The organism is Geosporobacter subterraneus DSM 17957, from assembly GCF_900142145.1.
Classification (GTDB): Bacteria; Bacillota; Clostridia; order Peptostreptococcales; family Thermotaleaceae; genus Geosporobacter; species Geosporobacter subterraneus.
The window spans coordinates 1-22,307 of sequence record NZ_FQZV01000038.1; the positions used below are offsets into that span (position 1 = coordinate 1).

The following is a 22,307-nucleotide window of genomic DNA, read 5'->3' on the forward strand; positions in this document are numbered from 1 at the left end:
ATGGGTTAAGTTGACGCCTATGGGTCTGCCCCTACAGAAACCTTTTTAACGGACAGGCACAGAGACCTGTCCCTACGAAACCCTTTTTTATATGTAAGGTATTGCACAAAATAATAGCATACATTTCTATTCAGCACAAAAACACCGGGCGCACAATGTGACGCCCCTACAAGAGTCACTGTATTTTTAGAAAAGGGGTATTGTAGGGTACGACGACCCTGTCGTACCGTCGGTCATTAACCCAGCGGACAGGCACGGAGACCTGTCCCTACGAAGACCTTCTATATCCAATAGAAATGATCCGAATCTCTATAAGCAGATGTCTCCTAATGAAATAGAACGACCCCTGCGTCGTTCCGCAAATTAGGCAGGCATGAAGTCCTTAAACACAACGGGCAGACGCAGTGGTCTGCTCTACGAAAACCCTTCTATATATAAGGAGATAATGCTAAAAAATTAAAGGGTAGGTTTATGCCTACCCTTTATGCACTATATATACTCTATCCTATTTATTACCGATGTATTTTTTCATTTTTCTACCTTTAGACCATATATGTCAAGCCTATTCCTAATACTGCTGCACCAGCAATTGCATACAAGGAATTGACCTTATACTTCCATATTGCAAGAAATCCTGATAATGCGATCCCAAGTGTCCAAACATCTGTGATAGCCGAAGGAATTAACTGTAGGGTCGCAGCTAAGATGGCACCAATTACCGCTGAATTAATTCCCTTCAAAAAGGCTTTTACCCAAGGGATATTACGAACCTTCGATAAATGTGGAGCGGCCGCAAGAATGAACAGGAAGGACGGAATAAAAATTCCCGCCGCAGCAACGAAAGCACCAAACACACCTAGTACTTTGTAGCCAATAAAAGCAGAAGTAATCACCACAGGTCCTGGTGTAACCTGCCCTAATGAAATTCCCGCCAAGAATTCGGTTTTTGTCATCCAGCCCAGCTTATCCACTACCTCCTGCTCAATAAATGGAATAATCACCAATCCACCGCCATAGATAAAAGCTCCTACCTTAAAGAAAAACGCAAAAAGTCTTGTAACCGTTGGTTCTACCAACATCAAGGGCAGCAATGTCATATATTGTTTTTTCGGCTGGGCAAACTGATGATAGGCAAGGATTCCTGCTACCCCTCCAAACACTAAAACAATCAGTAGATTTACTTTCAGAAAATAGATCATAATGGTACTGATCAAATATATTGCTGCAGCTTTTCCATCTGTAATAGCTGACTTCCCCATTTTATGCAGGGAACTGAGTATAATTGCTATGACTACAGCGTTCACACCGTAAAGCAGACCACTGATTTGAGGCAGTGCGCCATATTGAAAATAAATGTAGCTCAAAAATGTAATAATCACAAATGCAGGCACTATAAAGGATAATCCCGCCAAAACACCCCCTAATATTCCGCCTCTTACATAGCCAAGATAAATCCCAAGCTGTGTAGAAGCCGGTCCTGGAAGCATTTGGCATACTGCCAGCCCCTCAAGGAACTGCTCTTTTGAGGTCCATTTTCTTTTTTCCACCAATTCTTCATCCATCATGGCGATGTGGGCCATAGGACCTCCAAACCCTAATAGTCCAATTTTTAAAAAATATGAAATAATCTCTTTCACGAGTTATCCTCCTCATCTAATTCAAACAGCTTATCCCGATTGATGTTTTGTACTAATTCGGTTAACAATATCTTGAATTGCTTCCGCTTATCCTCCTGCAGTGCATCAAAAAAGTTTTTTACAAATGCCTGGTCTTCATCCATGTGTTGCTGGACGATTCCCCTACCCTTATCTGTAATCTTGATTTCTACTGCTCTTCTATCCTCCTCAATTCGGATTCTTTCAATAAATCCTTTTTTGCAAAGCCGGTCGATGATTCCCGTTAATGTAGAGGGTGCAACGTGATACTTTTTTGCCACATCCATGACCCTCATCGATTCATGAAAGTATATTCGCTCCAGAGTATACATATCCTGAGGTTGCAGCTGACTCGTCTGATGTTGATAGTTTTCCTTGAATTTGAAAATATCGATCAATTGATGCAGCAATTTCATTTCATCCATTTATACTCCTCCTTTAATACGATATTCGTATTATATGATAATCGTATTATATTTTTAAAGTCTTATCAATAACTTTTGAAATATTATTTATGTCTTTTGGAAAAGGCTCATACTTTCCACAGTGCTGGTTAAAATAAAAGAGTATTATCAAAATATCCAGACTGAAAATTTTAGAAAGGAATTCCATTATGCTCATTACCTTAATTCGAACCCTTATCCTCTATATCGTAGTACTTATATGCATGCGCATCATGGGTAAAGGTGAAGTGGCAGAAATGCAGCCCTTCGAATTAGTAATTATGTTGATGATTGCCGAACTGGCAGCTCTGCCCATGGGTGATACAGGCATTCCTTTGATGAACGGCGTTATTGCTATTATTGCCTTAGTATTTGCACAGGTGTCGATCTCAATCATCAACTTAAAAAGTGAAAAAGCCCGCAGTATTATCAGCGGCAGACCTAGTATCCTTATAAACAAAGGCCAGATCAATCAAAAAGAACTGCAGCGGCTTCGTATTAGTTTAAATGATTTGGTTGAACAGATTCGCGCTAAAGATTACCCAAGTATAGCCGATGTGGAATTCGCCATTTTAGAAACCAATGGAGATCTAAGTATTATTCCAAAGGCAAACAAGAGAAATCCGACTTTGGAGGACCTGCAGTTAAACGCTGGCTATGAAGGTCTTCCTATATCTTTAATCATTGATGGCCATATCAACTATGATAATCTTAAAAAGGCAAAGGTCACTGAAAAGTGGCTGCTGGATCAACTGTCCGCTAAAGGAATCCGTGACCCAAAGGATGTTCTTTTTTCCTATATAGATGCTAGCAATTACTTTTATGTCCAAAAGAAACAACAAAAGTAAGGATGTGTGTTTATGAGAGCTTTCATTATCAGCTCCGCGGCGGTTCTGCTAATTATTACAGGCTGGATTTTCCTCTATCAATCTGTAGAGCATCAAACAGCTGAATTTGTAGAAGCCCTTAGTCAGTTGACAAAAACCTTGAATCAGGAAGATTGGGAAACAGCTGCCAGCAACTTTAAAGAAATTCGAAACAAGTGGCAGATCACCCGTAATAAATGGACTATTTTTCTTCATCATCATGAAATCGACAACATAGACCTCTCTATGGCTAGAACCGTACAATATATTGAGACAAAAAATAAACCTCTGTCTCTTGGCGAAACTGAGGCTTTAAAGCAGCTTTTTCATATTGTCAAGGAGAATGAAGCTTTAACTTTAACAAATGTATTATAGATTTACGCCACTAGAAATAAAAGTATCATTGTAGGGGCAGACCCGCGTGTCTGCCCGCTTTTTCAGGGACGACACATTTGTCGTCCCCTACAGTTATATCATAGGCGTCAACTTAACCCATAATTTGTCATCCTGAGCGGAGTAAAACGGAGTCGAAGGATCTTTAAGCTAGATGATATATTCTGATAATCAAAAGTAATCTTGCTTATGTTCTATAAGATTCTTCGCTAACGCTCAGAATGACATGCTTCTAAGGTTTATTTGGAAATAATTGGATTACGTTGACGCCTATGACAGTTATATTTCATTATAGAGGCGTTTACCTATATAGCAAAGACATTTAACAATAAAACAAAATACAAGGGATGACCGAATCGTCATCCCCTGTATTTTTTCGATTCTGCAGCTTAGAATCTCAACCCTCCAATAATATCCTTTACCGAAGCATAACCCTTCCTCTGAAGATAGGACTCTATCCCTTCTTTAATATCCATGGACGCCCGGGGATTGATAAAATTTGCAGTCCCTACGGATACTGCAGATGCTCCGGCTAATAAAAATTCCACAGCATCAGCCCCTTCCATAATTCCACCCATACCAATAATCGGAATCTTAACCGTACGGGCTGCCTCATATACCATTCGTACAGCTACCGGTTTTACGGCAGGTCCTGATAATCCGCCTATTCCCCTGGCTAATACCGGTCTTTGGGTTTCGATATCGATGGCCATGCCCATGAGGGTATTGATCATAGATAGGCAGTCTGCCCCTGCTTCCTCTGCTGACAATGCAATTTCCTTAATATCCCGTACATTTGGACTAAGCTTGACAATGAGGTATTTATCACTATATTCCCGTACTCTCCTGGTTACTTCAAATACCATCTCTGGTTTAACCCCAAATGCTACGCCCCCTTCTTTCACATTGGGGCAGGATATGTTTAATTCTATGGCATGTATGGAGGTGTTTGACAGAATTTCAGCCATACGGCAATATTCCTCTATGGTATTTCCATTGATATTTGCGATGACCTTCGTATCAAACTGTGATAGATAGGGCAGCTCCTGTTCGATAAATGCCTTTACTCCCGGATTTTGAAGCCCTACACTATTCAACATGCCCATGGGCGTTTCCGCAACCCTTGGCACCGGGTTCCCCTCGCGTGGTTCTAAGGTAAGTCCTTTCACCATGATGCCGCCAATTTCATTGAGATCTACATAGGCCTCGTATTCCCTGCCAAAACCAAAGGTACCGGAAGCCACTGTTATAGGATTCTTCATTTCCAGACCCTTCAAGTCTACCTTCATATCCACTCTATTCATCAAAGATCACCTCGCTTCCTGAAAAAACCGGCCCCTCTTTGCAGGTTCGGACAAAGTGCCACCCATTTTCCTCAGCCTTCACTTTACAGCTGCATACCAGGCATGCACCTACACCACAAGCCATCCGTTCCTCCAATGCCAGTTGAGTTTCTATTTGATACTGCAGTCCCAGCTGCTGTACTTTTTTTAACATCACCTCTGGCCCGCAGGCATATATACAGTCTGGCTGCTCGTGATCGATTTCTTGTTTTAATAGATCCGTAACATATCCGCTGTAGCCCCGTTCCCCTTCTTCTACTGCAACCAAGACTTCTTTACTGTATTTTTGAAATTCATCGACTAAATAGGGATCTTTTCGATAGCCCAATAATACCTTTACGTGAGGATTTTCAAGCTGTCTGGCAAGTTCCAACAGCGGTGCTGTACCAATGCCTCCCCCAATCAGCAGTATCTTCTTATCAGGATCTGCAAGTCTGAATCCATTTCCTAGAGGCCCCAGCAGGTCTAGGGAATCTCCAGCCCTTTTTTCACAGATAACTTTGGTTCCCTTTCCACTTTTTCGAACAACCAGGTGTATTTCATTGTCAGTTGTAAAGCAGACGCTGATAGGTCTTCGGAGAAAGAAAGCTCCAGAATCTTGAGACTTAATATGGAAAAATTGCCCAGCCTCAATGTTTCCCATATCCGGTGTTCTCTCCAGACGGATTCTGTAAATATCACTGCTGATTAGATCATTGCTGATGATCTTACTCAATATGCCGGTTGTCATGGATTCTCCTCCTTACCAGTAGCATTTTCCCTGTTGTACCAAATGGTTGTTAATATCTTCCCGCATACGCAGCGCCGCGGCTCGGGCGGCTTCTCCGTATTGATCTTCTTTCCAAAGTTGATCCTTCTTAGCGTAGGCAAATATAATATCCCTAGAAGAATTTACGATTGCCCCCAGCCCATCCTCATTAAAGCAGGGGAGGATATCTTCTGCTTTGGCCCCTTGTGCTCCATATCCAGGTACCAAAAAGTAGGTTCTAGGCATCAGTGCTCTCAGCCTCTCCCCTTGCTCCGGATAAGTAGCACCTACAACAGCACCTACCGAGCTGTACCCACAGCTTCCTAAGGTCTCACTGCTCCAGGCAGATACCATTTCCGCTACTACTTCATAGATTTTTTTACTTCCAGCCTCTAGATCCTGCAGCTGTCCAGAAGAGGGATTCGATGTTTTTACCAGTACAAACATTCCTCTATCCCACTCTTTTATATCCTCCATGAATTCTTTCAAACAATCGTCTCCCAAATAGGGATTCACGGTTACTGCATCTACTGAAAAGGCTTCAAATGCTTCCCCTTCAACCTGCGTCTTACCGAGATGTCCGATGGCATATGCCTTTGAAGTAGTTCCAATATCCCCCCGTTTTACATCTCCAATGATCAGCAGTCCTTTTTGCGCCCCGTATTGGCAGATTCGCCGATAGGCAGACATACCTTCGATACCGTACTGCTCATAAAAAGCGATTTGCGGCTTAATAGCCGGCACGATGTCCCAGACCTGATCTATAATCTCTTTACCAAACTCCCATAATATTTCTTCAACAGCTCTCAAGGTTTTTCCATACTGTTGAAAGTATTTCTCCTGAATAAATCTTGGTATCATTTCCAGCCTCGGATCCAAGCCCACAACCACATTGCTTCTTTTCTCCTTTATCTGCCTTACCAAACGATCTATGAACATATGCTCTTTCCTCCTCCAGGTTTCATGCAAAATAAAAAGACCTTCCCATAGAGGCAGAAGGTCTTTATTCTACAACAAAATAAGTTATAGATAGATATCTATACTTCCCAGTTCCTTACCGGCCTCTCTGGACCAATTTAAAGGCTTCCTATTCGTTTTCACCATGGTATCACAATTTTTCACCCAATGTCAATCAAAATAATTTTGTTTTCAACATTGACAGCCTTTTTCTAATGTGATAGTCTTAAACAAATAAAATCCTTTAATTTAACCCCGTGAGGTTAAGAAGGTTGGATGGGTCCTTTTTACGGATTCTGATATGCTATGCCTTTTTACCTGCGGGTAAAAAGGCATTTTTTATACTTTTATACCTTTAACTTGGTCCTGTGAGACTGAAAAGGAGGAATTTCTATGACAAACCAAAAGTTAAGGCATCTTATCGAACCTGAAGACTTCTCCCTTGATGAGCTAAATCACTTAATTGATTTGGGAGAAAAAATCTATGCAGCACCAGAAAAGTATGCAGAGGCCTGCAAAGGAAAAATCTTAGCCACATTGTTTTATGAGCCCAGCACGAGGACAAAGTTTAGCTTTGAAACCGCTATGCTCCGCCTTGGAGGCAGTATCATCGGCTTCAGCGATGCCAGCACCAGCTCTGTTTCTAAAGGTGAAAGCATAGCAGATACTATCCGCGTTATGTCTGCCTATGCAGATATTGCTGTAATGCGCCATCCAAAAGAGGGCGCCCCAAAGCTGGCTTCTTTGTATGCTTCTATCCCTATTATCAACGGCGGCGATGGCGGTCATCAGCATCCTACCCAAACCCTCACAGATTTGCTTACCATCAAGACCTACAAAGGCTCTATTGAAAATCAGGTGGTCGCTTTCTGCGGAGACTTAAAATTCGGCAGAACAGTCCACTCTCTTATCCGCACTCTTGCCCGGTACAGCATCAAAAAGTTTATTCTAATCTCTCCCGAAGAGCTAAAGCTTCCTGAACCATTGAAGCGAACACTGGTAGATACTTTTCAGGTGGACCTAATGGAGGTTAAAACCATCGAAGAAGTAGTGGGTGAAATAGATATCCTCTATATGACACGCATTCAAAAAGAAAGATTTTTTAATGAAGCAGATTATGCACGTTTAAAGGATAGTTATATCCTAGATAAGGCAAAGATTCAAAGGGCAAAACAGGATATGATCATCATGCATCCCCTGCCTAGGGTAAATGAAATTGCCTACGATGTCGATACGGACCCCAGGGCGGTCTACTTTGAACAAGCTAAGCTGGGCGTGTATATACGAATGGCCTTGATGATGAACTTATTGGGGGTGGCGTAAATGTTAGAGGTAACGAGTATAAAAAAAGGTATTGTATTAGACCACATTACTTCCGGCAACGGTCTTAAGATCTTTAATAAATTGATGCTGGATCAGGTTCAGTATCCTGTAGTTCTGTTAATGAATGTTCCCAGCAAGCAGATGAAACGAAAAGACATCATTAAGATCGAAAATAACATTGACATTGACCTGGATTTTTTAGGGCTCATCGATCACAATATTACCATGAATATCATCGAAGATAACAAGATTGTTCATAAGAAAAAGGTAGAAATACCTCGAAAGGTAAATGGATTGTTTAAATGTCATAACCCGCGCTGCATCACCAATTTTGATGATTATGTAAAGCCAACTTTCCAGCTGGTATATCCGAAAACCCTGGAGTATAAGTGTGACTACTGCGAAGAACTCACTGCCTACAAGCTATAGTGTGGAGCAGCCCAGATATCCAGCACGATATCTGGGCTGCCTTATATTTTGATTTCGGTCATATGCCGCAAAAGCTTTCTCTCTTTTCACAATGCTTTTACATATACTATAACAAACTATACTAGTGGCTTTCCGTCAAAAGAATAATAAAAATGCTTGTTTACAATTTGCCAATTTAGGGTATCTAAATTTTAGATGTTTACAGTTTCCATTTTCTGTGTTATAATTGTGTAAACACTTCTACAAACAACTCAATATTCATTCAATTTGGAACGCTGAGTTCTTTGCAAAAAGGAACGGGGGAACCAGGTTTTTGGGGTGAATCTCTTTTCGAAGAGTAGGGTCATCTTCTTTCGATCCGAATCCGTCAGCTAACCTCGTAAGCGTGGAAAGAGGAGATTGATGAACTGATAATGGGTTAAGCATTACCTCTATTTATTATTCTCATTATCCAGATTCTCAACTATGGTTAATCTCCATAGTTTTTGTTTTCCCTTCAACTTCTAAGTTTTCCATTTTATCCACTATTTTCTATTTTCAACAGGAGCGTTTCAAATCATAATGATATTATTATGCTTTTATGTGCGCTGAATTCTTTTCATTAAGAAGCGGGGGAACCAGGTTTTTGGGGTGAATCTCTTTTTTAAAAGAGTAGGGTCATCTTCTTTCGATCCGAATCCGTCAGCTAACCTCGTAAGCGTGGAAAGAGGAAGATGTAGTAATGGCCATCCATATGCTCATTTTCCTTATGCTGTCAACTATCAAAATAAAGGAGGATGATTGTTTATGGAATTAATGAATGTGACGCAAAACATACAACGAAGTCCAATGATTCAAAGTGTTGAAACCATTAGCGTGAGACGGGCAACTGCCAAGGATGTTCAAAACATTTACACGGTAGCCTGTTCTGTTGGTTCAAAATCCAAGGAATCTTACGCGGGATTTTTAATGGATGATTACGCATCTAAGCCAAAATACTACCAGAAGTTTTTCTTAGAAAGAGTTTTAGAGCTGGATCATTTCTACATCGCGGAAAATCAAGGAATTTTAGGTTTTCTTATGGCCTATACAAAAGAGCAGTGGCTAAAATATAACCCTACCTGGATTGAGGATATTTACTGGAATCCAAAGTTTGATATGGGCTGTACCGATAATTTCATTGTAGTCGATAAGACTGCCATCCTATCTCACATGACAGGCAAAGGTATTGGCAGCATCCTATATAAACAGTTAATAAAAGATTTAAAAATAAAGGGCATCAATGATATTTTCGCAGAAACCATCATCAGTCCTACCCCAAACTTTGCTTCACTGGCCTTTAGAGAGAAGCAGAAATATACTCTGGCAGGAATGCGCTATGAAGAATATAATAATGTAAACTATACGGATTTGATTTATCATAAGCCTGTAAAATAAGCTTGACTGCACAAAAGATTAGATAAAGGAGTACGGCTAATAAAAGGCAAATTGCCTTTTATTCTCCCCTTTCTACTACATAAAAGAATGGGTTTCTGCAAAAGAAACCCATTCTTTTATGTTTTTTATGCTAATTTCTCATCCCGATAATCCTTTAGGTTATTCCAACGGCCGCACTTATCTCCCCAGCGGGCCACCAGACTGCTGTCACGGTGGAACTGTACGACCTCACACAGATTGGGACAATGTTCGCACTCAAAACTTTTGACTTGATATTCACTTTGGGCAATCTCAAAACCTAAGAAATCAGTTTTGCCTTTCCTGGCTACCTCTTCTTTCGCTAATAGGCATGCACCTACGGCCCCCATTACATTTGCATATTGGGGCACACATATCTCACAGCCCAATAACCTTTCAAATGCTTTTCGAATACCGATATTCGCAGCCACACCCCCTTGAAAAATTACAGGAGCTGTTATTTCCTTTCCTTTTCCAAGATTATTCAGGTAGTTTCTTGCCATGGCTTCACAGAGTCCATTGATAATATCCTCTTGATTATGGCCAAGCTGCTGCTTATGGATCATATCCGATTCTGCAAATACGGCACATCGTCCTGCGATTCTCACAGGTGCCTTAGACTGCAATGCCATGGTTCCAAATTCTTCTATAGGGATGCCTAACCGCTCTGCCTGACGGTCTAAAAAGGAGCCTGTCCCCGCAGCACATACGGTATTCATGGCAAAATCATAAATGATTCCATCTCTCAAAAGAATAATTTTTGAATCCTGGCCGCCGATCTCAATGATCGTACGGACATCCGGAACATAATTGAGTGCAGCTACGCCATGGGCTGTGATTTCATTTTTTACTGCATCAGCGCCTACCATGATACCTGCCAGCTGTCTGCCACTGCCGGTAGTCCCTACACCCATTATCTCTACATTATTTCCAACCCGGTTCTTCATTTCCTGCAAGCCATTCTTAATCGCCTGCACCGGTTTTCCTTGGGTCCTGATATATAATGTATCTAATATATTTTTCTCATGATCCATGACAGCGATATTTGTACTCACTGAGCCAACATCAATGCCTAGATAACATTTTTTCATCTTTTTTGCTTTCCCTCCTGTTCCGCAGTAAATCGATATAAGCTTCCACTCTTGTCAAATATCCCGCTTCACCGGTTAACTCATCAATGATCAATGATAAGACCGGTATATTATGATCCTGCTGTACCCTCGGCAATATACTCATAGATACGATCTCTGGCATACAAGTAAAAGGAAGTACTTGAATCACGCCATCAAAGCCTCTTTCCGAATAGAGCACCGTGTGACCTATCGTTTCTTTCGCATGTCCCCCAATAAGGGTTTTCATATAGGGATCTGAGGCTTCTTCTATTTTTTGCTCACTTGTCAATCCTATACTGCGGTAGAATATGTTTTCTGTCAGCCATTCTGATGCACTATGGGACTTATACACCTCCACACCCATATCATTTAATTTTTTACCAATGTCTACATTGGCGGCATCTTCAATCACGGTATATATTTCGCCTACTATTCCTACCTTCAGCGCATCTTCTTTTCGTTTTAGCGGGATTCCAATAATATGCTTGAAAGCCCCTTCAATATTAATAAGCATTTCCTTTGCCCCACAGCTATTTTCCAAATTCTTAATAAGCTGCTTGTAAACCTGATCAAAATCACCTTTGTTCATCTCATGAGGCCTAAGCTGCAGCATCTGTGCTTCAATCTCATTTAATCTTTTCAAAACCTTTGCCGCATTTTTAAGGCTTTTAGCAATCTTTAGGGGGTTTTTTGTATTGGATATTTTATGCACCCTTTTTAAAAATTCTGGAATATTTCCATGGGGCGCTTCTAATACAACCATCTCTACATCATGGCCCAAATCCTTTAGAATCTCTTTTTGTACCTCTGAATAATACCCATACCTGCAAGGTCCGCAGCTCCCTGTAACTACGATGGTGTCTGCTCCTCTCTCAATGCTCTCGATATAATTGCCTAAAGTAATTTTTAAGGGCAGGCAGATTAGCTCTGGAGCATATTTCGTCCCGATTTCCAGCGTCTTCTTACTAATCTTCGGCGGGATAACCGTTTCCACCCCCAACTCATCAAACAGGCACTTAATACCAATATGGGTACTACCCATGTGAGGAAAAGTTATTTTCATTTTTTTCCCTCCATCGAATCATATCTACGAATGCTTCTATCCTCGTGTCAATCCCTGCTTCACCGGTATGTTCATCTAAGGTTAATACTGTAAATGGTTTCTTAGATGATCGTCTCACCCTTCGTTCTGCTATATCAGCGATTACCGAATCCAGGCCGCAGCCAAAGGAGGATAGATAGATCATTCCAGAAATCGTAGGATCCTCCATTGCATAGAAGGCTGTACCCATGATCTTTCTTCCAAAACTCCAAAACATTTTTTTATCCATCTGATTTGCATATCGATTGATGGTTGCCGTATCCATCATTTCCGGCGTAATCACCATCACATCCTTTGCCCGAAGCTTCTCAACAATATTCATGCTGAGAAGAGGATCATATAAATTATAAGGGTGTCCCAATAACACCACTTTTTGTTGATTTACTGAAATAACCTTTCTTTTTTGAAAGTGATCTTTATTCATATCTATGGGCAGTATGCCCTGCTTCATCAAAGCTCTATAGTTATGATAGTTCGTTATCCCTTCGCTATAGGCATGCTCTATTTCTGATACATTTTTCGTAACATGACTGCCAATTTCATAGACTGCTTTAAATAGCTTCTTTCTTGATTTTCTAAAATTAATGACGGTGTCAATTAGGGGAGGCAAATCTTTTACAGAACTGCTTACCATCTCCGGAAGTCCACAGAACTTTGGACAAATATATTCATTTTTATATATACTCATTAGTTTGGGGACAAATAAGAAATCTACCCTGTCCTTTAAATCCATCACATGGCCATGATAGACCTTGACAGGCAAACAGGCCTCATCCACCGTATTTTTTACGCCATTTTCAATAATCTTTTTATTGGTAGGTTGTGAAACAACAACCTCTGCCCCAAGGGTTTCAAAAAATTTGTTCCATAATGGGAAATAATAATAGTATAACAATCCCCTGGGTATGCCAATCTTTATATCCACGCTATCCCTCCCGGCACTGATCTTTCTTTTCTGATAAACCAAGAAACATCTTTCCTTTATTTTATATAAGCTACTTTTTTTATATTTTCCTTTATACTTTCTATATATTCTTTTTGAACAACCTTTTCAAAGCTGCGCAGTCCTGCCAGTTTAAAGCCGTGCTTTTTAGCTAACTGCGCTATTTCCTCTACTTTCTCTATAGAAAGCTTTTTGCCGATGGAAAAATCTTCGTATTTATTTTCTAAAGCCAGAATCATGGTTTCTGCCATGCAGGCATAGCTTAAGCCAGGGGGAAATCCAAAATTAAAGCCAAAATCCACATCTCCCGGCACTTCAATTACACCGCCTTCTATGACCAAAACATCCTTCCGTTTTTTTTCAACTTCTTTAGATACATCTCTGGGTCTTGCCACATCACAAACAATGGCCCCTCCTTTTAAATATTCCGGCTGAATGATGGCATCTACAGCACTAGAAACAGTGATGACAATATCTGCTTTCGCCAATGCTTTTTGCAGATCTGTCTCTACTTCAACGGTACCTTTTCCTCTCTGCTGAATTTCTTTTCCTACAGCTTCCAGCGATTCAATATTCGGAGCTGTCAAAGTAATACGATTGACCTCCGGTGCCAGCAGCAGTGCACATATCCGTCCGATGGAGCCTGAAGCACCCACCACCACTGCGTCACAAAGCCTTAAATCCTTTTCCATTTGCAGTGCAGCCTCTTTAACTGCTTCTATAGCCGCCGCAACGGTATAGCTGTTTCCTGTGGTTACTGCTATATTTAAATGTTTGCGGATGGTAATTCCCCCATCCCCCACAATCGATGTAAAAGCACCTAAACCTAATACTTTAGCCCCTAATGCCTCTGCCTTTTTTCCTGCCTGTATGATTTTTCTAAGTACAAAGTCTTCAGGCAGGTGCATCATTTGATCGGTAATCAACGGAACCCCTACAAACCAACCATATGCTTCGCCATAGTCACTGACAATTCCGGTGATTCTAGATACCTCCATGGCAGGCAGCCTCTTTGTCAGCTGGTAGATTGCCTTTTGGGGTGCATACTTCAGCAGTGCATATTTTTTTTCGATATCTCTTATATCTATGGGATGTATGCAAAATGCAAATTTTCCTATATTCATATACAATCCTCCTATCGACTGACCATAGACTGAATGATCGTTTTAGAACTGCTCATGGCAAGAGAAAAGAAGTTTCTATGCTTTTTGCAGATCTCCTCCAGTGCGTCTACCATTCTATCCATTTCCTCATACCGGATAATCAGTGGAGGCTCCAGCCGGATTACATTTGGATTATTCAGGGTGTAGGCAGTAATCATGCCATAGTGGTTTAATAGTTCGCCTGCTACCAATGCACCTATATATTCCTCTGATATCTTTTTTAACAGTCTTTTCCCGGGTAAAAACTCTATACCGATCATGAGTCCTCTGCCTCGTACCTCACGGATGATGGGATATTGCTGCTGAAGTTTTCTTAGTCTTTTTAAAAAGTACTGACCTTTTTCCTCAGCCTGTTCTGCTAGATTCTCACGGGTAAGCTTTTCAAGAGCGGCAATTCCTGCAGCTGCAGCTAACGTATTCCCTCCAAAGGTTGAGGTGTGCAGCAGACATTTATCCATGGATCCATAAGCCCTTCTCCACACTTCTTCCTTAGCTACAGTGGCACCTATCGGCATTACGCCTCCTCCTAAGGACTTAGCCAGACACAATATGTCCGGAATAACTGCTTCATACTCACAGGCAAACATTCTTCCTGTTCTCCCAAACCCGGTTTGTACTTCGTCCATGATGAATAGAGCATCATGCTGACTGCACAGAGCCCTTACTTCCCTTATATAACCCTCTGGCGGCAGAATAATGCCTCCCTCACCTTGGATGGGCTCCAGAATAAAGGCTGCAGCAGGGGCATTTCTCAATGTTTTTTCCAATGCCCCGGAATCCCCAAAGGGAACACTTTCTACATCTCCCATCAGAGAGCCAAAGGGTGTTTTATATTTTTCCCTTCCCGTAATCGATAAAGCGCCTACGGTTTTACCATGAAAGCTCCCAGTACAATAAAGAATGTGATCCTTTCCTGTGGCCGCCCTGGCCATTTTAATCGCTCCTTCTACGGCCTCAGCACCGCTGTTGGAGAAAAAAGTCATTTGCAGATCCCCTGGTGTAATGACTGCAAGGTTTTTGGCCAAAACAGATGCCAGCGGATTTAATGCTGCCTGCAGAATATTGGGTCTATCCATTGCTTTCGTTACTGCTTCCAGTACTTCCTTAGGATTATGGCCAAGATTTAGTGCTCCATACCCTCCGAGAAAGTCTAAATATTCTTTTCCTTCATCATCCCAGACCCGCATGCCCTCTGCCTTAACAAAGGACTTGTCAAAGCCTATCAATCCCAGCATCATTGCAAAATAAGGATTCATATAATTTTTATAATTTCTTCTTATTTCTTCTGAATCAACCTCCAACGCTTCTTCTAGAGAACTAATCGCTTCATTTAATTTTTCAGTGTAAAGGGGCATCCTTTACCCCTCCTTCCCATTTATTTGCTTCTATCAGTGTTGTCCTTTTCAAATATTTTTAAACCACCCACAGTAAATTGCTTGGTTTATAGATTAAGACAATAAAAAACTACTGTGGTTTTCCCACAGTAGTTTTTTATTATCTTAATAATTCGTCCAGTTTTCTTTTGTCAAACCCTTGAATAATCTCTTGATCTACCATGATCACCGGAACCCCCATGAATCCTTTTGCCATCAGTTCCTTTCTGGCAGATACATCCTTTGAAACATTTCGTTCTTCAAACTCTACTCCAATGGATCTAAAATAGTTTTTTGCTTCTCTGCAGTAAATGCAGGAATCGCTGGAATATATAACAACATTTTTATCCATATTTCATTCCTCCCTAATATGAATTATTCTATTTTATGCAGCATGGTCCTGATTGGTTTGCTTTCCTTGAGTATTTGCCTTCTGAAAATCCCGTATCAGTCCTGTAGCATGACCCATAGGGCATACAATACACCAGCTTCTAGGCTTATAGATAATCCCCATGAAGACTCCCAAAACCAGGGAAACGGTCATTAGCCTGAATATAGCAAAGCTTATTGCCTGAACATCAAAGCCTGCATGGTATATAGATATACTAAACATCAAAAGCATCAACCCCAGCAGCAGATTCTTTGTCTTTTTTCCCTTCATAAATGAAGGCATCTCATTTTCAAAGCTCAACCGCTGTAAAAACTTCCCTAACAGAGAACCTCTAGGGCAGTACTTTGAACAGTGGATCTTACCTCTACCCCTTATGGCATGATAAATTGGCGTGCCCATGCAGATGAAGCCTAAAAGTCCGAAACGAATATCTAGGATTGAAAGTACTAAAAATGCTACTAAAAGAACCCAGGACCAACCTTGATGTGATTTGATCTTTGCCATTTTTTACTCCTTCCTAATATCTATAATCGTCAACAAGAGGACCCTCCGATGCCGGGTATAATACGAAAACCCTTGTTAAACCACCCATCTGAATACTCAATGGTAAAACCCTGAAATTGCTTTAATAAATCTCTGTCTACTATGAAATTAATCCCGTTTACTTCTTCCAGATAGTCTTGATTTTCGTCCTTTACCTCTTCCAAGGCAATCCCAAATACGGGACCTCCTCATCCAAAGCCCTTTACAAAAATCCTTGTATAAATGTTCTCTTCTTTTTTATTTTGCAGTTGTTGTCTGATCATTTCCCCAGCCTTTTCCGCAACGTGAATACCCATGATTATTCTCCTTTCTATATCCCCTCCCCAGGGGGTATTTCTAATATTATAGTATTCTTTTTTACTACAAATGTCAATAGTTTATAATAATTTTTTCAGATTTGTTTTTTGGAAGATTCCTAGCACGTTATACATAATATTTGGTCCAAAATATAGGAAGAATACGACGTAAGGCGGAACCACGGGGGCGTGGTTCCCTACCATTGAAATATGTCATTCATGCGTAATGGCGGGTTTCCATGCCCGCCATTGGGTTTTGAACCTGATTGGGCCTGAGACCCAACCCTACTTTATCATCCTCATAAAGCTGTCACCCTGAGCGGAGCGAACGGGTCTAGAATTTTAAAGGTCAGATCCTTCACTCCGTTCAGGATGACAAATCATAAAGCGGGTTGCAGGAATCTTGCTGCCCGGGTGGACAGGGTCCTCCACCCCTACAACCTAATTCCAATACATATTTGGACGGGCGAACAATGTGCACCCCTACATCCCTCACTATCATAGAGATGTCATCCTGAACGCAGTGAAGGATCTTTGGTTTCTGTTTTAAAGATCCTTCGTTTCACTCAGGATGACAACCATATAGAACCGTACTATGACGCATTTATCTATGACTGTGAACTATACAAAAAAGAGGCCTCATTTACAGTGCCTCTTCGATCATTTTATTCTTTTCTTTTTCTTTATCCCATAGCTTTTTCCTAGTTTCCGACAATTCCTGCCGAAGCCTATTGATGACCCCCTCAATACGGGTAAGCATTTCTTGAACGGTTTCCAATGACTCACCGATCTTTTGCTGAACTACAAAATCAGAAATCAACCCATCGAAGAAATAATCAGCAAAGGTAGCAAAGCTTCCGATTTCTATGTTAAAGTCCATATAATCCCCTATATCTGTCAATTCCCGCTGAAACCTCCGAAGCATAGATTGTACTGCATTCATTTGTGCCCTGGCATCATCGATTCGAGAGTGCTTCGCCATGGTTGCGATCAACCCGCCTCCCAGGATATCACATGTACCCCAGCCCTTTGCTGCCTGTAGGGTTTCCTCTACGCTGTATAATAATCGTACTGCCTCGGAACCGGCAGCCTCAGCTTCTTCCAGTTCCCTGATAAAGTTCTCCAACCGCGATTTTTCTTCCGTAATCTCAATGAGCTTTAGGGCAAAATGCTCATTTTTTTTCAAGAACTCAAGTTTTTGATTGATGATTTTCTTATAATCCATATCCAGATGTCCCATGTTTTGAATCTGATTTTCCAATTCAAATATATATATATTCAGATTGGCAATCCCATGATCTACCTCGTCGTACTTCAGCTTCTGCGCTAAAAACTCCCGTCTCTCTTTTTCAACACATTCTTTTTTATCTCCTATCAGACTGTGTATTAAGTTGGTTAAGGATAAACTCTCTATTCTATCTAAATCCTTTTTTTCCTTTTCCAGGTCTTTATAAAGCAATTCTCTTTTCTCCATCAATACAGCCAATTCTTCCAAAGACTTTTCCAACAGTCTCTTCATCCGATCTCTTTCCAACAGTTTTTTTTTGATCTCTGCCAGATCATCATTTAATTGTCTCAGCATTCTATTCCCTCCTGCTGAATTACTTTTTCTCTGTCCCTTATAAAGCTATTATAGCATATATTTTTTCTTCTCTTTTTATGCCAAAAAATCTTTCTCTCTTCATCCAAAAAAAAAGAATAAAGTTCCTGCTGCGGCAGAAACTCTATAGACTATATTGAAGTATTTCCATCATTTTCTTCGCTTTAAAAAGGGCATCCTTTATTTCTCTGCCTTTCTCTATCTGTAAAATTTCCATAATATCTGTGATGCTTTCAAGGTCTTCCATTACTTTTCTCGGATGAGATGTTCTATTTTTTAACCGATTGACCCGATCGTTTAGTATCAGTGCCTTGTCAATGCTTTCCCTGCTTTTTCCTCTCATATGTGGACGTATGGTTTCCAGCAGCTTTATAGGATTTCTATCCTGCACTGTCTGTGTATAAACCTCCTCTTTGGCATATTCATTGTTGGCGTATTTGCTTAACCCATGGATAATATCTACTACATTCTCCGTTTTACTCAAAGCTTCCCGATGGGGCTGATTAAAATAAGGCTTTACAGACTTTAACAGAGCTGACATTCTATAGATCTCCTCGGAAGAAAGCTTGCCCATTCCCTCTCTATTTAGTAACATAAATAATAACAGAGGAATTATAATATTATTTTTTTCCATACGGATCCTCCATTCTTTCCTCCCGTGTCCTGTGATTTGCATATTCTATTTTCATAGTATGCATTTTCACATCCAATGGTGTAAGGAAAAATTTTGTGGTTCCACTGTGGGCAAAACCTAAATATTGCATATGATGATAGTATAATAGCGATTATTGTAATTTGTATAAGGCATAGCTGTTTTATATAGCAGCAGGAAAGGAGGTCCTCTGTTGTGCCTAAACCTAAACCACTCTCACTCATCTCCCATATCAAAGATACCTCTTTGTTCCGAAAAAAGAATACAAAGGAGCTCAAAATCGGCTTGGCGCTCAGTGGCGGTGCTGTATGGGGAATTTCCCATATTGGTGTTTTAAAGGCCTTTGAAGATAATCATATTCCCATTTCCTTTATAGGAGGAACCAGTATCGGCGCACTCATTGGTGCCTTATACGCCGCTGGAATGACCGTGGCTGAACTGGAAAACCTGGCATTAAATACCCAGTGGAAGGATATATCCAAGCTCTCATTGCTATTCCGGGGCCTGTTGTCCAATGAACCCATGGAACAATACATTGAGAATTTAGTAGGCAATTTAACCTTTGATGACTTAAAAATACCTTTTCAAGCTGTAGCTGCCGACTTAATCACCGGTGAAGAGGTAATTTTAAAAAGCGGCAGACTTTCTGCTGCTCTTCGCGCTACTACCGCCATACCAGGAATATATCAACCTGTCCAAATTGAAAATAGAACTCTGGTAGATGGCGGCATTGTCAATAACGTCCCTATCCAGATGGTCAGAGACATGGGAGCAGATTTGGTTGTTGGCGTCAGCCTATCATCGGTGCTGAACAATTGGATTCCAAAGAACAGCCTGGAGGTAATCTTAAAATGTTATTCGATCATGCAGCAGAAATGCATATCGCGGGAGATGGTCCATGCGGATATCCCTATTCACATAGATATGACCAATTGCAGTCCCATTGATTTCTCCTGTGCCAAAACTTCCTATAACCGTGGATTGATAGCAGGCCTGATGGCAGTGGATCAAATCCAAGCCAAAAGAAAAGATGGGTAAGCCTAAAGTTTCAATATAAAACCTTTTAGGTTTCCCCATCTTATATCTTTCTCAAAACTATGCAGACCTGCTTGCCCGGTATTCCATAGGCGTCATTCCAACAATTTTCTTAAAAACCTTGCAGAAATAGTTGGGCTCGTTGTAGGAAAGCTCCAGGGATATATTCAGTATCGGCAGATCTGTATCCGATAGTAATTCTTTTGCCTTCTCTATCTTTAGGTTGGTCACATAATGGGTAAAGCCTATTCCCAATTCTTTTTTTACAAGTCTGCTCAAATACTGAGGATTAAGATTTACATAATCAGCCACTTCCTCAAGACTGATTCGATTTTGATAGTTTTTTTCCACATAATTCACTACGGCATTGATTTCGTCATTTCGCTCATAGAGCTTATTATCAACAATTTCTTCAAAGATAGCTTTTAAAATCTCCTCTAACTCCGAGCGTGCTTTTTTAAACTCATAGATCTGAGAAAACTTTTTCGCAGCGTCATACTTGTCTGCCTTCATCTTCTTTAAACCCATTGTCCCGGATATCTCCAGCATCTTATCTGCAATCCTTGCAGCTTTTTTTAGACTTTCGTCTTCATTTTCAACAGAGGATGCTTCCAGACTGTCTAATAGAGCTTTGAGATTAATTTTAGCATCATTATATCTCCGTGACAAAATACTATTCATCAGCTTTTGTGTATCCAGGATGTTCTCTCTATGCTTGACCTTATGCTCATATTTCTTTATAATTGACACAATCTCTTCCGGTTTTGCTGGTTTTAATATATAATCATCAATCCCGATCTTCACTGCTTTATGGGCAAAATCAAATTCATCGTAAGCTGTTAAAATGAAGATGATTGTCTGGGGATACTTTTCTTTAATGATTTTACTGGCCTGTATCCCGTTAATTCCGGGGATCTTTATATCCATGAATATGATATCTGGTTTTAGTTCAGCGCAGAGTCTTACCGCCTCATCCCCCGACTCTGCTTGGCCTACAACAGTGGCCTGGCTAAGTCCGTTTTTTATAATGATCTCTAAGGCTTTTCTTTCTAAATGCTCATCATCAACTAAAAGGATTCTACACATTCCTTATTCATTCTCCTTATGCATCCATTGTTTTAGGAATAGAAATGATAATCGTTGTACCCTTCCCTAATTCACTTGAAATCTCTATATCATAAAGCACACCAAAACAGTGAATCAATCTTTTTCTCGCATTTCGAATACCAATACCCGTAGATGCGTTGCTGTAGCTGCTGGCTCTCTGCATATTTAAAATTTCTGCCAGACGATCTTCCGGTATTCCTATACCATTATCTATAATCTTCATGATGATCCTGTTTTCTTCTGCGTATCCCTTAACATAAATTCGACCTTCTCCCAGCTTCGGCTCTAATCCATGGTTGATGGCATTCTCAACAAAGGGCTGCAAAATCATAAATGGTATTCTGTAATTTCGGATTTCATCCTCGATTTCCATCTCATACCTCAGCCGGCTTCCAAACCTGATGGACTGTATCTTTAGATATCTTTCGATATGCAGAACCTCTTCTTCCAGGGCAACCAACTGATTCATATTTTTCTTTAGCGTATAGCGCAGCATTTCTGCAAAGGCAAAAACGATTTCCTGCGTCCTTTGGGCATCTTCGATCAGAGCCAGTCTTCCGATGGTGTTTAAAACATTGAATAAAAAGTGAGGGTTTACTTGTGACTGCAAAGCTCTCAATTCAGAGTCTTTGAGTGCCTTTTCCAAATCAGTTCTGGCTTTCATTTCCTCCATTAATGCGATGTTTTTCCTATTTAGTTCCTCTTGTATAATATTAACACTGCCTCTTTCTGCAATATAATTGGCAATTACAAACATCATGTGGGCTGCAGCTTCCACCTTTTCATAGGGCTGCGGCACAATTTCATTAAAAGCTTCTACAACCTGAGGGTTTGCTTTCCAGCTGGTGATGGGTTTTACAATATTTTCTAATTCAATATCATCTTCCTCGATGATCTTGGTTTGCCCTGCCAAAATAGCACCTCTATAATGTCCATCTACAATAATAGGCACAGAGAGATCCACGAGTCCTGTATGGCATCTATAGATATAGGGTTTTGCGATTCTTGCAGCCTCTAATCCGCCCCTGGCATCACATTGGTAGCAGCCGTCTCTGCATTTTGCATCCTGACGGATCAGCTTGCAAAACTTTGAAAAGTTACTGTACTTGCTTATAGGGTTTCCTTTGTAGTCAACAACTACCGCGGCCATGCCTGTTGATTGGGCAAATTTGTCTAGGATTTCTTGCAGTATCTCCATATCTATAAAATCGCTTAGCAGGAATTGATCCTTCATGGTTATACCCTCCCCCTATTTCTACCATATTCATTGTTTTTAGCTATAGTTTCTATAGACTATATCGAAACAAGTGCCAAATTTCAATGGTATTTACTATAAATAGCCATAATACTTCATATTTCTACTTATATTAAATCTTATCATATGGGATAGAATTATACA

At 40.6% G+C, this 22,307-nt stretch carries 23 protein-coding genes and 2 riboswitches; of the genes, 6 read left to right on the forward strand and 17 right to left on the reverse strand.

Translation table 11 applies throughout. From position 1 onward, the window contains the following. Nucleotides 1-542 precede the first annotated feature (542 nt). Together chrA and BUB56_RS13270 are read right to left on the reverse strand one after the other, a co-directional pair. On the reverse strand, nucleotides 543-1,637 hold the full coding sequence (gene chrA, locus BUB56_RS13265) for a chromate efflux transporter (protein WP_110941795.1): 1,095 nt from the start codon (nucleotides 1,635-1,637) through the stop codon (nucleotides 543-545). Beyond that, nucleotides 1,634-2,080 carry a MarR family winged helix-turn-helix transcriptional regulator gene (locus BUB56_RS13270; RefSeq protein WP_110941796.1) on the reverse strand — a complete coding sequence of 149 codons (447 nt, stop codon included), beginning with the start codon at nucleotides 2,078-2,080 and terminating at the stop codon, nucleotides 1,634-1,636. Before BUB56_RS13270 ends, chrA begins: the two co-directional genes overlap by 4 nt. A gap of 188 nt (nucleotides 2,081-2,268) precedes the next feature. On the opposite strand from BUB56_RS13270, the gene BUB56_RS13275 reads away from it, so the two are divergent. Beyond that, nucleotides 2,269-2,946, forward strand: coding sequence for a DUF421 domain-containing protein (locus tag BUB56_RS13275; RefSeq protein ID WP_110941797.1), 678 nt, complete (start codon nucleotides 2,269-2,271; stop codon nucleotides 2,944-2,946). Nucleotides 2,947-2,958: 12 nt separating this feature from the next. Continuing rightward, nucleotides 2,959-3,339 carry a DUF4363 family protein gene (locus BUB56_RS13280; RefSeq protein ID WP_110941798.1) on the forward strand — a complete coding sequence of 127 codons (381 nt, stop codon included), beginning with the start codon at nucleotides 2,959-2,961 and terminating at the stop codon, nucleotides 3,337-3,339. 407 nt (nucleotides 3,340-3,746) lie between these two features. Here BUB56_RS13280 and BUB56_RS13285 read toward each other — a convergent pair whose 3' ends face one another. From BUB56_RS13285 to pyrF, 3 genes are read right to left on the reverse strand one after another with little or no spacing between them, the layout of a single operon-like run. Then, nucleotides 3,747-4,661, reverse strand: a complete 915-nt coding sequence (locus BUB56_RS13285; RefSeq protein ID WP_110941799.1) for a dihydroorotate dehydrogenase — start codon at nucleotides 4,659-4,661, stop codon at nucleotides 3,747-3,749. After that, nucleotides 4,654-5,430, reverse strand: coding sequence for a dihydroorotate dehydrogenase electron transfer subunit (locus tag BUB56_RS13290; protein WP_110941800.1), 777 nt, complete (start codon nucleotides 5,428-5,430; stop codon nucleotides 4,654-4,656). Before BUB56_RS13290 ends, BUB56_RS13285 begins: the two co-directional genes overlap by 8 nt. Nucleotides 5,431-5,442: 12 nt before the next feature. Beyond that, nucleotides 5,443-6,387, reverse strand: a complete 945-nt coding sequence (pyrF, locus tag BUB56_RS13295) for an orotidine-5'-phosphate decarboxylase (protein ID WP_110941801.1) — start codon at nucleotides 6,385-6,387, stop codon at nucleotides 5,443-5,445. Nucleotides 6,388-6,798: 411 nt separating this feature from the next. Between pyrF and pyrB the strand changes: the two genes are divergently transcribed. The 3 genes from pyrB (at nucleotide 6,799) to BUB56_RS13310 (ending at nucleotide 9,573) form a co-directional block, all read left to right on the forward strand. Then, nucleotides 6,799-7,728 carry an aspartate carbamoyltransferase gene (gene pyrB, locus BUB56_RS13300; RefSeq protein WP_110941802.1) on the forward strand — a complete coding sequence of 310 codons (930 nt, stop codon included), beginning with the start codon at nucleotides 6,799-6,801 and terminating at the stop codon, nucleotides 7,726-7,728. Next, entirely contained in the window at nucleotides 7,729-8,157 is a 429-nt protein-coding gene (locus tag BUB56_RS13305) for an aspartate carbamoyltransferase regulatory subunit (protein WP_110941803.1), read from the forward strand. Nucleotides 8,158-8,420: 263 nt separating this feature from the next. Continuing rightward, nucleotides 8,421-8,557, forward strand: a riboswitch (cyclic di-AMP (ydaO/yuaA leader). Nucleotides 8,558-8,732: 175 nt separating this feature from the next. Then, a riboswitch (cyclic di-AMP (ydaO/yuaA leader) is annotated at nucleotides 8,733-8,871 on the forward strand. A 72-nt stretch (nucleotides 8,872-8,943) separates the two neighbouring features. Further along, nucleotides 8,944-9,573, forward strand: a complete 630-nt coding sequence (locus tag BUB56_RS13310; RefSeq protein WP_110941804.1) for a GNAT family N-acetyltransferase — start codon at nucleotides 8,944-8,946, stop codon at nucleotides 9,571-9,573. Nucleotides 9,574-9,698: 125 nt separating this feature from the next. Here BUB56_RS13310 and BUB56_RS13315 read toward each other — a convergent pair whose 3' ends face one another. From BUB56_RS13315 to BUB56_RS13355, 10 genes are all read right to left on the reverse strand, one after another. Further along, complete coding sequence (locus tag BUB56_RS13315) at nucleotides 9,699-10,682, reverse strand: acyl-CoA dehydratase activase (RefSeq protein WP_110941805.1); 984 nt, start codon at nucleotides 10,680-10,682, stop codon at nucleotides 9,699-9,701. Further along, the gene (locus tag BUB56_RS13320) at nucleotides 10,657-11,766 is read right to left on the reverse strand and encodes a CoA protein activase (protein WP_110941806.1); all 1,110 of its coding nucleotides are present in this window, start codon (nucleotides 11,764-11,766) and stop codon (nucleotides 10,657-10,659) included. The genes BUB56_RS13315 and BUB56_RS13320 overlap by 26 nt, the downstream gene beginning before the upstream one ends. Beyond that, the gene (locus BUB56_RS13325) at nucleotides 11,738-12,730 is read right to left on the reverse strand and encodes an acyl-CoA dehydratase activase-related protein (protein WP_110941807.1); all 993 of its coding nucleotides are present in this window, start codon (nucleotides 12,728-12,730) and stop codon (nucleotides 11,738-11,740) included. The genes BUB56_RS13320 and BUB56_RS13325 overlap by 29 nt, the downstream gene beginning before the upstream one ends. A gap of 56 nt (nucleotides 12,731-12,786) precedes the next feature. Beyond that, the gene (locus BUB56_RS13330) at nucleotides 12,787-13,872 is read right to left on the reverse strand and encodes a hypothetical protein (RefSeq protein ID WP_330392646.1); all 1,086 of its coding nucleotides are present in this window, start codon (nucleotides 13,870-13,872) and stop codon (nucleotides 12,787-12,789) included. Between the two features lie 11 nt (nucleotides 13,873-13,883). Beyond that, entirely contained in the window at nucleotides 13,884-15,266 is a 1,383-nt protein-coding gene (locus tag BUB56_RS13335; protein WP_110941808.1) for an aspartate aminotransferase family protein, read from the reverse strand. Nucleotides 15,267-15,405: 139 nt separating this feature from the next. Continuing rightward, on the reverse strand, nucleotides 15,406-15,636 hold the full coding sequence (locus BUB56_RS13340) for a glutaredoxin family protein (protein ID WP_110941809.1): 231 nt from the start codon (nucleotides 15,634-15,636) through the stop codon (nucleotides 15,406-15,408). 33 nt (nucleotides 15,637-15,669) lie between these two features. Then, complete coding sequence (locus BUB56_RS13345; protein ID WP_110941810.1) at nucleotides 15,670-16,179, reverse strand: 4Fe-4S ferredoxin; 510 nt, start codon at nucleotides 16,177-16,179, stop codon at nucleotides 15,670-15,672. Between the two features lie 29 nt (nucleotides 16,180-16,208). Next, nucleotides 16,209-16,514, reverse strand: coding sequence for a HesB-like selenoprotein (locus tag BUB56_RS20305; RefSeq protein WP_334292838.1), 306 nt, complete (start codon nucleotides 16,512-16,514; stop codon nucleotides 16,209-16,211). A 643-nt stretch (nucleotides 16,515-17,157) separates the two neighbouring features. Further along, nucleotides 17,158-18,096 (reverse strand): hypothetical protein, encoded by a 939-nt coding sequence (locus tag BUB56_RS13350; RefSeq protein ID WP_110941811.1) that lies wholly within the window; start codon nucleotides 18,094-18,096, stop codon nucleotides 17,158-17,160. Nucleotides 18,097-18,238: 142 nt separating this feature from the next. Further along, nucleotides 18,239-18,748 carry a hypothetical protein gene (locus tag BUB56_RS13355; protein ID WP_110941812.1) on the reverse strand — a complete coding sequence of 170 codons (510 nt, stop codon included), beginning with the start codon at nucleotides 18,746-18,748 and terminating at the stop codon, nucleotides 18,239-18,241. A 213-nt stretch (nucleotides 18,749-18,961) separates the two neighbouring features. On the opposite strand from BUB56_RS13355, the gene BUB56_RS13360 reads away from it, so the two are divergent. Continuing rightward, a complete protein-coding gene (locus BUB56_RS13360; RefSeq protein WP_110941813.1) occupies nucleotides 18,962-19,804 on the forward strand; it encodes a patatin-like phospholipase family protein in 843 nt (280 codons plus the stop codon). Nucleotides 19,805-19,861: 57 nt separating this feature from the next. Here BUB56_RS13360 and BUB56_RS13365 read toward each other — a convergent pair whose 3' ends face one another. Together BUB56_RS13365 and BUB56_RS13370 are read right to left on the reverse strand one after the other, a co-directional pair. Further along, nucleotides 19,862-20,887, reverse strand: coding sequence for a response regulator transcription factor (locus tag BUB56_RS13365; RefSeq protein WP_110941814.1), 1,026 nt, complete (start codon nucleotides 20,885-20,887; stop codon nucleotides 19,862-19,864). Nucleotides 20,888-20,903: 16 nt separating this feature from the next. Next, nucleotides 20,904-22,142, reverse strand: coding sequence for a sensor histidine kinase (locus tag BUB56_RS13370; protein WP_110941815.1), 1,239 nt, complete (start codon nucleotides 22,140-22,142; stop codon nucleotides 20,904-20,906). Between the last annotated feature and the right edge of the window lie 165 nt (nucleotides 22,143-22,307).